Origin of the sequence: Mycobacterium noviomagense, from assembly GCF_010731635.1 — a bacterium.
Lineage (GTDB): Bacteria > Actinomycetota > Actinomycetes > Mycobacteriales > Mycobacteriaceae > Mycobacterium > Mycobacterium noviomagense.
This window is the reverse complement of sequence record NZ_AP022583.1, coordinates 4,205,144-4,219,632: the sequence shown is the minus strand read 5'-3', so window position 1 is coordinate 4,219,632 and position 14,489 is coordinate 4,205,144. Positions and strand designations below refer to the sequence as shown.

General features: G+C 65.5%; 12 protein-coding genes and 1 pseudogene. 1 reads left to right on the top strand and 12 read right to left on the bottom strand.

The annotated features are described in order from the left end of the window. Positions 1-9 precede the first annotated feature (9 nt). From eccA to G6N15_RS19890, 9 genes are all read right to left on the bottom strand, one after another. The gene (gene eccA / locus G6N15_RS19930) at positions 10-1,839 is read right to left on the bottom strand and encodes a type VII secretion AAA-ATPase EccA (protein WP_083090021.1); all 1,830 of its coding nucleotides are present in this window, start codon (positions 1,837-1,839) and stop codon (positions 10-12) included. Then, a complete protein-coding gene (gene eccE / locus G6N15_RS19925; protein WP_083090020.1) occupies positions 1,836-3,044 on the bottom strand; it encodes a type VII secretion protein EccE in 1,209 nt (402 codons plus the stop codon). Before eccE ends, eccA begins: the two co-directional genes overlap by 4 nt. Beyond that, positions 3,041-4,807, bottom strand: a complete 1,767-nt coding sequence (gene mycP, locus G6N15_RS19920; RefSeq protein ID WP_163748164.1) for a type VII secretion-associated serine protease mycosin — start codon at positions 4,805-4,807, stop codon at positions 3,041-3,043. The genes eccE and mycP overlap by 4 nt, the downstream gene beginning before the upstream one ends. Continuing rightward, the gene (gene eccD, locus G6N15_RS19915; protein ID WP_083090073.1) at positions 4,785-6,293 is read right to left on the bottom strand and encodes a type VII secretion integral membrane protein EccD; all 1,509 of its coding nucleotides are present in this window, start codon (positions 6,291-6,293) and stop codon (positions 4,785-4,787) included. Before eccD ends, mycP begins: the two co-directional genes overlap by 23 nt. Positions 6,294-6,465: 172 nt before the next feature. Beyond that, a complete protein-coding gene (locus G6N15_RS19910) occupies positions 6,466-7,377 on the bottom strand; it encodes an ESX secretion-associated protein EspG (RefSeq protein ID WP_083090074.1) in 912 nt (303 codons plus the stop codon). A gap of 88 nt (positions 7,378-7,465) precedes the next feature. Next, positions 7,466-7,750, bottom strand: a complete 285-nt coding sequence (locus G6N15_RS19905; protein WP_083090075.1) for a WXG100 family type VII secretion target — start codon at positions 7,748-7,750, stop codon at positions 7,466-7,468. A gap of 50 nt (positions 7,751-7,800) precedes the next feature. Continuing rightward, positions 7,801-8,097, bottom strand: a complete 297-nt coding sequence (locus G6N15_RS19900; RefSeq protein ID WP_083090076.1) for a WXG100 family type VII secretion target — start codon at positions 8,095-8,097, stop codon at positions 7,801-7,803. Positions 8,098-8,207: 110 nt separating this feature from the next. Beyond that, positions 8,208-9,425, bottom strand: a complete 1,218-nt coding sequence (locus G6N15_RS19895) for a PPE family protein (RefSeq protein ID WP_179961841.1) — start codon at positions 9,423-9,425, stop codon at positions 8,208-8,210. Between the two features lie 27 nt (positions 9,426-9,452). Beyond that, complete coding sequence (locus tag G6N15_RS19890) at positions 9,453-9,752, bottom strand: PE family protein (protein ID WP_083090078.1); 300 nt, start codon at positions 9,750-9,752, stop codon at positions 9,453-9,455. Positions 9,753-10,123: 371 nt separating this feature from the next. Between G6N15_RS19890 and G6N15_RS19885 the strand changes: the two genes are divergently transcribed. After that, positions 10,124-11,185 carry a class I SAM-dependent methyltransferase gene (locus G6N15_RS19885; RefSeq protein WP_083090079.1) on the top strand — a complete coding sequence of 354 codons (1,062 nt, stop codon included), beginning with the start codon at positions 10,124-10,126 and terminating at the stop codon, positions 11,183-11,185. 11 nt (positions 11,186-11,196) lie between these two features. Here G6N15_RS19885 and G6N15_RS19880 read toward each other — a convergent pair whose 3' ends face one another. The 3 genes and pseudogenes from G6N15_RS19880 to G6N15_RS19870 all read right to left on the bottom strand — a co-directional run bounded on the left by G6N15_RS19880 (position 11,197) and on the right by G6N15_RS19870 (position 14,412). Then, positions 11,197-12,420, bottom strand: a complete 1,224-nt coding sequence (locus G6N15_RS19880) for a PPE family protein (protein ID WP_232070284.1) — start codon at positions 12,418-12,420, stop codon at positions 11,197-11,199. Positions 12,421-12,476: 56 nt separating this feature from the next. After that, positions 12,477-12,776 (bottom strand): PE family protein, encoded by a 300-nt coding sequence (locus G6N15_RS19875; protein WP_083090081.1) that lies wholly within the window; start codon positions 12,774-12,776, stop codon positions 12,477-12,479. A 405-nt stretch (positions 12,777-13,181) separates the two neighbouring features. Continuing rightward, positions 13,182-14,412, bottom strand: a pseudogene (locus tag G6N15_RS19870) (IS256 family transposase). Positions 14,413-14,489: the final 77 nt, after the last annotated feature.

The window sequence follows — 14,489 nt, the reverse complement described above, 5'->3', positions numbered from 1 at the left end:
GCAGGTTGCTCAGTCCGCTTTCTTCTCGGCTACCGCCGCGCTGAGGCCTTCGGCGAGATCGTCGCGCGTCAGCTCCTTGAACTTGCGCAGCTGGTCCTCACTGAACTCGTCGACGTCGCTGGCCAGCACCGCATCGAGGTCCTCGTCGTCGAGGCGGAAACTGCGGTGATCGCGCGCCTTTTCCACCACGTTACGGACGAACCCGGCGTTGCCGAGCACATCGATACCGCGGATCAAGTCGCCGTCCTCGGAGATGTTCTCCTCGAGATAGAACTTGGTGTACGACGGCCGCAACACCTCGACCGCGTCGTCGCTGACGAGGTCTTCGTTTTCCCGGCCCATCAACTTGGTCAGCGCGATCAGCTCGTCAGGCGTGTAGCTGTAGAACTCGATCACTGTCGAAAACCGCCGCCGCAGGCCAGGATTCACCTCGAGCATCCGCTCCATCGCCTTGGCGTAGCCTGCCCCGAACACCACCAGCTCGTCGCGGTGATTTTCCATGTAGAGCAGCACGGTGTTGATGATCGCGTTGCCGTATGGGTCGCCTTGGTGATAGCCGCGCTCATGCAGCGTGTGCATCTCGTCGAAGAAGACCGCCCCGCCGAGTGCTTCTTCGAGCATCTCCTCGGTGTTCTTCTCGGCGTCGGCCATGTAGCGGCCCAGCAGCTTCGAGCGGCTGGTTTCCACCACCATCGGCTTGCGCAACACGCCCAGCCCGCACAGCTGCTTGGTGAAAGCCCGTGCCACCGATGTCTTTCCGGTACCCGGCGGTCCCAGCAGCAGGGTGTGACGCGAGGTGACCGGCACCGGCAGCCCCATCTTGGCCCGCGCCATGTTCACCTTCGTCGTGGCCTTGATGAGCTTGATCTCGCGCTTAGCCTTCTCCATGCCCAGCATTGCGCCCAGCTCGGCATCGCCTTCGTCCAGATACTTCTTGGCCATCTCGGCGTGGCGGGCGGCCTCGGTCTGCTCCCGGGTGGGCGCGCTGTCGGGATCCCACGGGTCGGTGCGGGCCTCGATGGTCTCCGGGTCGGTCAGCACCAGTCGGTAGTTGGGGTTGTCCAGCGCTTCTCGGGCGGGGGTGAACTTGGCGTCCCGCGCGTACACCCGGCGCAGGTACTCGAGTGCCTCCTCTTCGCGACCCAGATGCCGCAGGCACATTCCCTTGGTGTACATCGCGACGTTGGCGGCGCCGGGCACCCGGTCCGCCTCGATCGCCTCTTCGGCGCGCCGGCAGGCTTCCTCGAACACACCCAGCGAGGCCAGCGCGGTCGTGGCCATCGCGGCTCCAGCGGCTTTCAGTTCCGGCTGTCGCCACTGCGTCGCCGGTGGGAACTGGGTCAGCACGTCGGGCCAGCGGCCGGTGCGGAAATGCAGCAGGCCGCGCACGTAGCGGACCAGTTCGGCGTCGACGGGCTGCCGCGGCTGGGTTTCATCGAGTAGCCGTGCCGCTTCCGCGTAGCGCTTGGCGTCGATGAGCGTGGCAGCGTAGGCAGCCGCCAGCGAATCGACACTGGTGACGGCCAACCGCAGAAACAGCCCGTCCGAGACTTGCGGACGAAATTCTAAGTCCGACAAGCCAAGTCGACGAATCTCCCAGCCGAATGTGTTGACCGTCGCCCAGGCATTGTCCAGCACTTCGATGCTCTGGTCGCCGGCCAGCAGTCGCGCCAGCCAGGCATCGCACATGCCCGGATCGATCTTGGTGGCCGTGGTGAACATCTGCAGCGCCACCTGTGGGTTGCGGCTGGGCTGAAGCCCGCTCACCGAAATGCCGGATGCCAGCAGACCAGCCACCATCGCGTTTCGGGCGTCGGTGGCAGTCTGCGGACTGCTCATCGTTGCGCCACCGCCGGGGTCGGCGACTGCTCTGGCGCCTGGCCCACCAGGACCGCGAGGTCTTCGTCATCACGCAACTCGCGACCAGGAACCGCCAGCCGTGAACGCCGGGTGGGCACCGGCATGCTGGCGCACACCGCATCCAGTTGGCGACCGGTCAGCCGGTTCAGTCCGCTCCATACCCTTCGGCGGAGCCGCTGGCTGCTGTGGTAGCGCACCCACGCTGACACCTCGGCACCGCCGTGGCGTGGCGTGAGGCGAAGCGTCACCGCGGTGGCCGCGGTGTCCGGCTGCCACAGCCGTTCCAGCGTGTCCGATGTGATGTCGCGCGGCGAAACCCAAAAGCTGGTCACGAATTCCTTATGCCCTTCGGGCTGCTTGTATTTCAGCCGGCGCCGGCGGGGGCTGACATGAGCCGGCTGCAGCCCTGCCAGCACAGTGGCGTCCATGTCGTCGATCTCAGCGGAGGTCAGCGGCCGCGCTCTCCAACGCCGCCCGTCGAGGTCATAAGCCAGCCGCTCGGCAGCCGCCGCTAACGTCGATGCCACCGAATCGCGCGCCGCCACCGCGGCGACGTTGCGCTGCGGATCCATCCGCAACACCAGCCAGGTGTGGTGCTCATCGAAAGGACGCCAATCCTCCAGAGGACCGGTGTCATCGTCATCGTCGTCGTCCGCGACAACCCTGGTTTCGGACGAGTGCCTCGTTCCCACGGAAACGATGTCGATCGCGTCGAGACGCACGTCGAACTGGCGCAGGCGAGCCGCGATCGCCTCCACCGGCAACCACCCCTGTCCTGCTCCCTGGTTTCGGTGCCGTCCCGATGTGGCCTCGTCGTGCCCGTCCACCGCGACGACTGCGACCAGCTGGCCGTCGTACTCGCGGATACCGACCACGTCGCGGCCGTAGCGGCGCTGGTGGTCGATGGCGGGCGTGCACCCCTCCGTGAGCGTCATTTCCGGATCGACGAATCGGTCCAGCACCCGCGCGGCCAGCGCGGTGGCGAGCGGAGTCCGCCGATAGCTGATCAACGCGACGATCGTCACCAACGCTGCCACGGCGACACCCGACCACCACGCGATGTGATTCGTCTGCCATGCGTCCGGCAAATGACTGACCAGTGCCAACACCGCGACGTCGATCAAGAACACCACGGTGAGGCGCGGCCATGACAGGTCGAGCCCGAATCGGCGCTGCGCTCTCATGGCTGCCTCCCTTGTCGCCGCATCAACACTGCACCACCGACCACCGCGCCGGCGATCAGCAGGGCGGCAGCAAGCCCACCGGCGGCCACCCATACCGGCGTCATGTTGCGGGGCGGTGTCGGCGGTGGCGGTTTCAGTGGCGCGGACAGCTTCTCCGGCGGCTTCGCCGGACCCTCCGGCACATCCCAGGTCAGCGCGGCCACCGGATCAACGACGCCGTAGCCGAGCTGATTGTCCACGCCACGAGCCGGCGGCCGCGCGGTACGGATCAACCGGTTGATCACCTGGTGCGCTGACAACTGCGGGTATTTAGCCCGGACCAACGCTGCCACGCCGGAGACAATCGCCGTGGAAAAGCTCGTGCCTGATGGGACCAACAACGAATTCTCCGGCCCCTCAATCGCATTGATCACGCTGTCGTCACGAGGTGAGAGCCCGACGATGTCTGTGCCTGGGGCAGCGATCGATACCCACGGCCCGGCCACGCTCATGTTGGTCATCGGCGCACCGCTGGAATCCACCGCACCTACCGACAGCACATAGTCGCTGAACCACGACGGAGTTACGACGGTATTCACACCATTCCAATCGCGGGGATCGTTGGGCTGCAAGGGATCAAAGACCGGATTCTGCTTGCAGTCTTTCTTGCTGGTGTCACCGGCGGCGGAGACGATGACGGCGTCCTTCTCGACCGCCGCGTAGCGGACGGCAGCGCCAAGGTCGGCTTGGTCGAGCACATTACGGACGGTCATGCATGTCACGTCCGAGATGTTGATCACCGATGCACCCATATTCGCGGCGTGCACGATCGCGCGGGCCATGGTCCGGATGTTGTCCGACTTTTGCCGCGTCTGCGGGTCCTCGTCTCCGCCGAAAGGCTCCTTAGCCGTAAACGCCTGGCTCGACTGACGAATCGAAATCACCTCGACGTCGGGGGCGATGCCGTTGAAAGCATCCGGAGCCGCAGGAGGCGGAGGCGGCGGCGGTGGGTCGAGCGGGTGTGTGCGATCAGCGACAATTACCTGTCTGCCCCCGGAATAGCTGGGGGCGGTGATGCTTCCGTGCCCGCGGTTGGCAGCGCCCGGCGCCTTCGGCGGCTGGGGCATCCACGGCGGAGGCGGCGGGCCCGCTGGTTCCTCCGACTGCGACGGCGGCGGCGCCGGCACCATCGTGATCGTTTGGGGCGGCGGTGGCGGCACCGACATGGTGATCGTCTGGGGTGGCGGAGGCGGCGGAGGCGGCTCGTTGGTGGGAACCGGTAGCGGCCTGCGGGGCGGTGGCGCGGCGGCTGCCGCACCGTTGGCCGGTTCCGCGGCGATGACCGACGCCACCATCGTGCCGTGGGCGTCGCAGTCCGATAACCCGTCGCCTCCGGCCATTACGTAGTCGCCGCCGGGGGTCAGGTGCGGCAGTCTAGGGTGTGGTGTCACCCCGGTGTCGATGACGGCGACTTTCACCCCGCCGCCGCGGCCGAATTGCCACGCCTCAGGCAAGTTCAGCATGTCCATGTATTTCGGCTGCACCCGAAAGTCGGTGCCGGGCAACACCCCTACCTCGGTGCAGTAGGAGCTCTGCCTCATCGGTTGTGCCGGTCCGGGTGGACCGTCAGGCGGCAGGGCTGCCGGATCGACCACGGGAGGAGCGATTGCAGCCGCCGACGGTGAGCCGGCCAGCGCGCCGGAGACAACGATCAGCGTGGTTGCGGTCACTCCGGCCGCTCGGCCGCACCACAGCCGAGCCTTACCGGTACCGGATCGCTTCATAGACGTTCATCAGCCACAGCGCCAGCGGGAATATCGGCATCAGGCAGAGGTATTCGATCCATTCCACGAATTTGCGGAACAGCGGACTGTAGATCGTGTTCGGCACCACCGCCGCGGCTGTCAAACCGGCCGCCGGAAGCAACACCAAGACCGAGACCCCGGCCGAAAGCACCGCCGGCGAGCCTGACACGAGTATGTAGCGCACCACGACAGCGGCAATAATGAGCACCGCGGTAGCCGCCAAAGTTATTGACTGCCAACGGTCTACATACGAGCGGCCGCGCAGCATCAGGAAGCCGAAGGTGAAGGCGGCCAGCAGCAGCGGCAGCCATTTGCGCCCGGCGTGCGGATCGCACAACCCGGCGGTGCAGACCACGGTCAGCACGCCGAGGCCGACCAGCAGGCCGGTCAAAAAAGATCGGGCTCGCTCTGCGCGCAGCATCACATCGCGCACCGAGGAGGGGCCTTCCAAAGTCGGCTGTCCCCCACCGGAAACCACGACGGTAGTTGGCAGATCGGGCCGCGCCTCGAACACCCAGCGGCTGGTGGCGGACGGAAAGACCGGCAGGCGGATTCCCGACAGCCACCGCGACAACGCCGGGGCACCGTGATACAGCAGCACGCACGCCAGGAGCACACAGGTCAGCAGCGTCACCGCGCTGGTCAGCAGCACCATCCGGGCGAGACCGGCGATGGTCGCCGCAGCGCAGATCGTCACCAGCGCGGTATAGATTCCCAGCCGACGACCGGTGAACCGCATGACCAGCATCGCCGCGACGCCGAAGATACCGAAGCCCAGCACCGCGTGCGGCGCGCCGACGGGACCGGGGGCGGTGGTGGATAAGGCCACGGCCAGCGGCGCCAGGCCGCTCAGCAGCATGATGTCGCCGACCCGCCGATCCGCAACGGTTTCGGCCCGCATCAAAATCATCGCGGCCACGGTCAGCACCAGCACCGCGATCACCGCCGCGAACGGGGCCGGCAGCCACGACTCGTGGCGCCAGCGCCACCACTCCAGCAGGCCGCTGGCCAGCACGACACCGACGGCCACCATCGCGGCGCCCACCTGGACGGCGACCACGGGATCGATCGGGGCGAAGCGCTTGCTGAGGTTTGCCGACACCGCCGTCGAGATGTGTTCGATGACCTCGGAGCGGTGTTCGGTGTCTTCCAGGAACTTCAGCCACAACCGGTCACCGTCATAGACCTCTTGCTCGGTCAACGACAGGTTCGGCCGCAGCGGTGTGCCGTCGACGAGGCACAGCGTCCAGCGGCCACGCCCCTTGGCCTGCAGCGGTGCGATCCCGAGCTCGCGCAGCCGGGTGTTGACCACCTTCAGCAGCGGGTCGATCATCACCGACAACGGCGCATGGGCGTCCAGTACCACGCCGATCTGGACGTCGGCGGCCATGATGGCCACCACCGCCGCCTGAGGTGTGCCGATTGCGTCAGCGCCGGGCTGCGGCGCTTCTACTACTGCGGTCATTGTCCCGCAGCCCGGTCAATAAATACTGAATGCATCTGCCTCGCCTCGCAATTTCTGAATTGTCCTGCTTACCGCCGCCATCGAGCCAATTCTAAAGTATTTTGCTGTGTCCGCACGCCGAGCGAATACGTTACCGAAAGTTGTTGCTACGGCCGATATTCGACGCCTGTTGTTAAACTCTTCGATGCGTTTTCCACTCGCCGAAGGGAAGGGTCTCTAAAACGGTCTTGACCCCTACCTGCACCAGCTGTGGGGTGGCGGGACAGATCGCCAGCCAGGTTTCTCCCGAACCCGCCGTGCGGGCCTGCTGGTAGAGCGCGATGCGCCCGCCCGATCCGTCTTTCAGTGACAACACCGAGGCACTGGGTCCTTTGGCGTCGTCGCGGTATTGGCGCGCATAGACCGCCGCCTCGGCTTGGGGATCGGCCAGCGCCTGGCCGAGTGCGGCCACCGTGGCCGCGCTGATGCCCAGCCGCCGCAGGTCACCGCCGGAGAACACGTTGAACCCGGCGCTTTGCCAGGCCTTGGTTGCTTCCAGCATTTCGTCGAGCGGAACGTTGACCGCGTTGATCTGCGCGGGCTCCGCGTGGTGAATCGACTCAAGGCCGTCGAAGACCAGGGCCGCGATCGATGGGGTGTCGGTGATCGCCACGTCGTCGACGGTGATTTCATCAGCGACCCGCACGGCCGACACCCAATGCGTCCCGCGGCGTGCCAGCACCACGCGGAACTCGTTGTCGGGGATGTCGCGCGAGCCGACCGGCTGCTCCTCCCCTTCCTCCGGTTCGATGACGCCGTAGCGGAGTTTGCCCCTCGACAGCAGCGCAATGACCTCCAAGTCTGGCGCGGCCAGCACCCGCATCCGCTCGGCCACCTGGTCGTTGACCGTGTCGTCGGCGACGATGCCCTGTTCGCGCATCACCGCCATCCCGGGGTGCTCGTTGAGCCAGTCCATCGACTCGGTGGACACGAACGGCCGGCAGCGAAGTTCGGGTGCGACGTGGCGGATGTCCAGCAGTGCCTGCAGCAACCAGAAACCCTCGACGTTGACGGTGATGTCGGTGCGTGTGCTCTGCTGATCCATCGTTGCCCCCATGTCTGGCGTACTCGGACACCGAAGGACGCGGCAGCACACCGAATGGTAGGTGTGCTGCCGCGCCTGCGTTTAGTTGTTAGGCCCAGCTGGAGCCGACAGCGCTGTCGGTGCTGTTCATGTTGGCACTGGCGGTTTGCACCTTTTGGCCGTGGGCATTGGCCTGCTCGTAGATCACCTGGAAGTTGCGGCCCAGTTCGGTGATGAACTGTTGGCACGCCGTCGACCCGGCGCCACCCCAGAAGTCACCGGCGGCCAGCACGTCACGGATGATCGCCTGGTGCTCGGCCTCCAACGCCGCAGCCTGCGCGCGAATCGTCGCACCGTGGGCGTCGACGTCGCCGAACTGATAGTTAATGGTCATGTGGGTTTTCTCCTAACCTGGGAAAGACTACGCAGCTGCCGCGGTGGACGCTAGCTGCGCAGGATGTTCTGGGACGCCTGCTCTTGCTGCTCGTAGTTGTTCGCGTCGCGGATCAGACCGTCGCGCACGCCGTGGAGCATGTTGACGATGTTGCGAAAGGCCTGATTCATCTGGCTCATGGTGTCGTAGGAGGTGGCCTGTGCAGTACCACTCCAGCTGGCACCGGCGATGTTGACCGACGACGCCCACATCTTGCGGGCCTCGTCCTCAACGGTCTGAGCGTGCACGTCGAAACGTCCCGCCATCGCCCGCATCTGGTCCGGGTCGGTCATAAACCGAGTTGGCATCTGATATCTCCTTAGCTTGAAATCAGCTGGTTGTGTTGGATGTGGTGGCCGGACGCATCACGCGGTGGCGTAACCGCCGACCCGGAAATACACGGCTGGTCCCCCCTTTCCTAACCGGCGTAGACCGGGCGTTGCACCACGGTGGGACGGACATCGAAGCGTGGAGTCGAAGCGACAGGCGCCGCCGTACCGGCGCGGCCGGCCAACGGCGCCCACGGCGCGCCCATCATGCTTCCCGGGTTCGCTGCGCCGACAGCCGGCGTAGCGGCGCTGGCAGTGGTGGCCGGCAACGACGCGGCAACGGGATTGAACGCCGGAGCGGCCGACGCCCAACTCTGCGGGACTGACAGCACTCCGACCGACGTGGCCCGGCCCAGGCCCGCAGTCACCGCAGCACTCCCGAAACTCGGTGTGGCGAGCACACCGGAGCTGCTGCCCACCGCGGAACTGAGCCCGGGGAAGCTGCCGAACATGCTCATGGCGGGAGTCACCGACCGCATCAGCGAGCTGGCCGAGCCCAGCATCCCTGCGCCCGACGAGCCCAGCGACGCCGACGTGCCGCCCGCACCGGACGCCATGCTGGCGCCGGAGGTCAGGGCCGTGGACGACGTCGTCAGACCGGTCAATGCCGTCGCCGACGATGTACCTGAGGACGACGTCGATGACGCGGTTAGCGGCGCCGATGTCGTGGCGGCCAACGGCATCGACATCGTCGATGTCAGCGGTGCCACGGTTTGCGCGCTGGTGCCGGCTCCGGTGCCGGCAGCTTGTGCCGCCGCCGCGGCCTGCAGGGCCGTTGCACCTTCGGTGGTAGTTGGCATCGGCGGGACGAACGGCGTGAACGTCGACGCGAGCTGTGACGCACCGGCATAGCCGTACATGGCCGCGGCGTCCTGGGCCCACATCTCCATGTAGTGGGCCTCGGTGGCCATGATGGCCGGCGTGTTCTGACCGAAGAAGTTGGTCGCGATCAGCATCATCAGCAGCGCGCGGTTGGCCGCGATGACCGGCGGGGGCACGGTCATAGCGAACGCCGCCTCGTATGCGGCCACCGCCGCCTTGGCCTGCATACCCGTGGCCTCGGCCTGTCCGGCGGTAGCACTTATCCACGACACATAGGGGGCGGCCGCAGCCGCCATCGATACCGATGACGGCCCCAGCCATCCACTTGCAAGTGTCGCGATCGCCGAGCTGTACGACGATGCCGTCGAATACAGCTCCGAGGCCAAGGTGTCCCAGGCCGCCGCAGCGGCCAGCATTGGCCCCGCTCCTGGACCGGCGTACATCCGCGCGGAGTTGAACTCCGGCGGAAACAGCCCGAAATCCAACATCTAGGTATCCCCCGCCAGAACCTGCTACTGCGCTGCTGCCGCGTTGGCGGCCTCGGTGACCGCGTAGGAAGCAGCGCTGGTGCCCAAGGTGTTGACGAACTGCTCGTGGATCGCCGCGGCTTGCGCGCTGACCGCCTGGTACATCTGCGCGTGCGCGACGAACTGCGCGGCCGTCAGCGCCGAGACCTCGTCGGCGGCGGCGGGAACCACGCCCGTCGTCGGAGCGGCCGCGGCCGCATTCTGGGCGCTCATCGACGCGCCGATACCCTGCAGGTTGGCAGCCGCCGCCGTCAGCGCTTCCGGCTGTGTGGTTACGAAAGACATGTAGCTTCCTTCCCCTCGATAGCTGAAGAGCAATCGCTCCGGGGAAAGACTAAAGGTGTTCGACCGGCTATGTCGCCCTAGAAAGCAGGTGTTCGAAAGTGTTCACCGAGCGGCAACAAGTGTTCACGTTGCGCAACAATCCATTAACAAGTTGAGGTCGGTCTGGACGTTCGCGCAGGTCTTTTCGGCTCCCGCGGAGAAGTCTCGAAAGGTGCGAGATTCCAGCACCGCCGCCGACGGCCGGGCGGGTTGCGGCCGAAGCGCAGCGCTGAGGTTAAAAATCATCGGGCAACGAAACCGCCGGCTCACGGCCGGGCGCTGCTGCTGTCGAGCGCTGGTGTCAGGCCGTTGAACTCGTGTAGAAGAGTCTGATGGAAAACCTGCCCCTCGATCCGTCGGTGCTGCGGGAAGCGATGGCACGGCGGTTGTATCGCCGGTCGGTGGCTATGGGGCAGATAACGCTTCCGGCCGTGCCCAGCATGGTCGACGAGTACGTCGTGATGTGCGACAACGTCTTCGCCGGCCTGGGTGTGCGGTTTTCGGCCGGGCAGTTCGCCGAACTCAAGACGGTGCTGGAAAGCCAGTTGGCCGAAGCCTATACGGCTTCCTCGCGTTCCAACATCGTCATCTCGTTCCACGTCCCGGTCGGCACGATCCTGAACTACCGTGTCAAGGCCGAGTGGTCGACGATCGACGCCGCTTACGACCAGTGGCTTGCCATCCGCGAGCCGCCATTGTTCGGCACCGAACCGGACGCGCGCGTGTGGACGCTGGCCGGCGAATCAGCCGATCCCAGAAGCTATCCGGTGCTCGACGTCGGCGCGGGAACCGGACGCAATGCGTTGGCCCTGGCGCGACGCGGCCATCCGGTCGACGCCGTGGAGCTCTCCCCGAAATTTGCGCACATCCTTCGGACAGAGGCCGAACGGGAATCGCTCGACGTGCGCGTGATCCAGCGCGACGTCTTTGCCACCATGGACGGCCTGCGCACGGACTATCAGCTCGTCGTGGTCTCAGAAGTGGTACCCGACTTCCGCACCGCGCAGCAGCTGCGCGGCATGTTCGAACTTGCCGCGCAGTGCCTGGTTCCCGGCGGTCGCTTGGTGTTCAATACGTTTGTGCCGCGCGAGGGCTACACCCCGGACGACGCCGCGCGAGAACTCGGACAACAGTGTAACAGCATGATTTTCACCCGCGAGGAGATGACGGGTGCGGCGGCCTTGCTACCTCTCGAGCTCGTGGCCGACGACCCCGCCTACGAATACGAGAAAGCCCATCTGCCCGAAGGCGCTTGGCCGCCCACCGGCTGGTACGCCAATTGGGCAAGTGGCCTCGATGTGTTCGACGTCGAGCGCGAGGAGTCCCCGATCGAATTGCGCTGGCTCGTCTACGAAAAGACGAATGCAGGCGCTCGATCAGGGAACCAGCCGTAGTACAAGCGTCGCTATCCGGCGAAGGGTGGGCGCGCCATCACAGTGGGTTTGAACCCGTATCGGGGGCCAGGACCACCAACGTGCCCGGCCCCGGCACCGGCTAGCGGCATCCCGCCAAGCAAGTTGCCGGCGCCGCCGGATTCCGGAGCGGCGCTGACGCTGCTGATCGGTAGTGGCGACATGGGTTTCGCCAACGGGGCGCCTCCCACCCACGAGGGCGGAACCGTGAGCCCGCCGACGGCACCCGCGTTACCCAAACCCGCGGACACGTGTGCTCCTGCCGCGGCACCGCCGCCTGCGCCGCCGCCCAGCAGGCCTCCAAGGGCACCCAAGCCTCCCGTTGCGGCCTTCGCAGCGCCCCCGGCAGCTGCGGGGGCACTTCCGCCCATCAATCCCATGGTCTTTGCCATCTGAATGCCGGAGTTGCCCATACCGACGCTGAAATACGGCAAACCCTCGGTGTTGTAGAAGAAACCCGAGTATGGCGCGTAGTCATTTAGCAAAGCGGAAAGCGACGAGGGGGCGGTCGACCCGAACAAGAATTGGAAAATCGGGTTGTTGAACAGCGGGTTGGACGACGACCAGAACGTCGAGATCGGGTCGGTAGCGGTCGTGGCGGGTGTCGCAAGGTTCTGCAGCGAGGTCGGCGTCGACGACACCAGCTGGTGCAAGACGTTCTGCGAACTCGTAGTCGCCGCCGCAGTGGTGACGGCATTGTTGACCGCGGTGCCCTGTATCGCCGACGCTGCCGGATCGGCAACCTGCGCGGGCGAGGCGAACGGGATCACCTTTGTGGCGACAGCTGACTGGCCGGCATATGCGTACATCGCGGCGGCGTCCTGGGCCCACATTTGGCTGTACTGTGCCTCGAGCTGCGCGATCAGCGGCGTGTTTTGCCCCAGAACGTTGGTCGCCACCAGCTGCGCCGTTTGAGCACGGTTGGCGGCGACCATCGGCGGAGGAACCGTCGCCGCAAACGCCTGCTCGTAGGCAGCGACCGCCGTCCTGAGCTGACTAGCCGTTTGCTCGGCCTGTGCAGCGGTGGTGTTCATCCACGCGACATAGGGCTGCGCTGCGTTGGCCATCGCTGTGGATGCCGGCCCGAACCATTCCTCACCGACAAGCTGGTTGATCACATTGTCGTAGCCAATGGCAGTCGAATTAAGTTCAGCCGCAAGGCTATTCCATGCCGACGCGGCAGCCTCGAGCGACGCCGGGCCGGCACCGGCGTACATGAGTGCGGAATTTATTTCCGGCTGTAACGCCCCGAAGTCGACCACTAGTCCTCTCCTTAGCCGGCCGCGACCGCATTGGCGGCTTCGGTGACCGCATACGACCCAGCACTAGTTGCCAGTGTGTTGACGAACATCGCGTGAATCGCCGCCGCATGGGCGCTGACCGCCTGATACATCTGGCCGTGGGCGACGAACTGCGCCGCCGTGAGCGCCGACACCTCGTCGGCGGCCGCGGGCACTACTCCCGTCGTCGGGGCTGCTGCAGCCGCGTTCTGGGCGGCCATTGCCCCGCCGATACCCGACAGAGTGCCTGCCGCCGCCGTCAACGCTTCCGGCTGCGTGGTCACGAATGACATCGGATTCCCTCCTGGATGGACCTCAACGACCTTCGCACAAGCAGTTTCGCTACAGAGGTTAGATGGCCACGCGTCCACGGCACGCGAGCGGCGCCAAGTGTTCATTCCCGATTGACTACTGTTCATTCGCGGATAGCAACTGTTCATCCGCGGTTGGGGTTGACGGGCTGTTGCTATCGCGACCTCTACGAATGCGCCGATGGGGTGGTCGGTCGCGACTCGATGACCCCGCAGGGCTCATCGCTACCTAACTATTGGCGGTTAAAAATCTTGCCGCGGATAAAGGCTTGTTCGGGCCGTGGCTGCAATATTGGTGCCATCACCAGCCGGTGACGACCGAGGGTCGTGCCCCGTGGAGTGGTGTAAGTAAAGCGGGCGTTTCGCCTGAGGCTCTGCGGTTGTTCACTATGCCGTGAGGGCTGCCGATGTGGCAACGTTCTGCTCGGGTTTGGTGGCGGGATTGAGCAGGGCGAGTGTGGTTTCGGAGAGGTAGCGTTTGTCGGCGACCTGCCATTCGTCGTGGGCCTCGACGAGCACCGAGCCGGCGAGCCGCAACAGTGCGGCGGGGTTGGGAAAGACTCCGACGACGTCGGTGCGGCGCTTGATCTCTTTGTTGAGGCGCTCGAGTGGATTGGTCGACCAGATCTTTTTCCAGTGCGGCACAGGGAAATCGGCGAATGCGGTGATGTCTGGGCCGGCATCGCGCAGCATCGTTTCGACTTTAGGAAATTGGCGGCCAAGCATGGTGGCGATGGTGTCGAGCTGCTCGCGCACGTGCTCGGCGTCGGGTTGGGCGAAGATGGTGCGGATCGCTGCGGCGACCATCTCCGCCGAGCCTTTGGGAACCTGAGCCAACAGGTTGCGCAGGAAATGCACCCGGCAGCGTTGCCAACTCGCGCCGATCAGGATCGCCTCGATGGCGTTGCGCAGTCCGGTGTGGGCATCGGAGATCACCAACTGCACCCCAGACAGACCCCGCGATTTCAGCGAGCGCAAAAACGCCGTCCAAAACGCGCCGTCCTCGGAATCGCCGACATCAAAACCCAGCACTTCGCGGCGTCCGTCGGCGGCGACCCCGGTCGCGATGACCACCGCTTGGGAGACCACGCGGTGGTTGACGCGGGCCTTGCAGTAGGTGGCGTCTAAGAAGATGTACGGGAATCGTTGATCGGCCAGCGGCCGATCCCGAAACGGCGACTTCGGTGTCCAGATCAGCGCAGATGCGCGACACCTCGGATTTGGAGATACCGCTGTCGGCGCCCAAGGCTTTGACCAGATCGTCGACCTTGCGGGTGGAGGTGCCGTGCAGGTAGGCCTCCATGACCACCGCGAACAGGCACTGATCGACCCGGCGGCGCCGTTCCAGCAGCGCCGGGAAGAACGATCCGCTGCGGAGCTTGGGGATCCGCAGCTCCAGATCCCCGGCCACTGTGGAAAGCGTGCGCGGCCGTGAGCCATTGCGCTGGTTGGTGCGGGCTTCGCTGCGCTCGTAGGGGCCAGCGCCGATCACCGCGGTCAGTTCGGCGTCGATCAACGCCTGATAAATGGTTTCGGCGGCCTGCTTAATCCGGCCAGCGGCATCGGCATTGCGTAGTGCGTCCAACACCTCCAGCAAGGCAGACTGATCCAGGGCCATCGCGATGTTCCTCTCGGTAGTGATACTTGGCGGTTTCACCACAGAGACTCACGCGATGGCCCCCTCTACATCAGAAC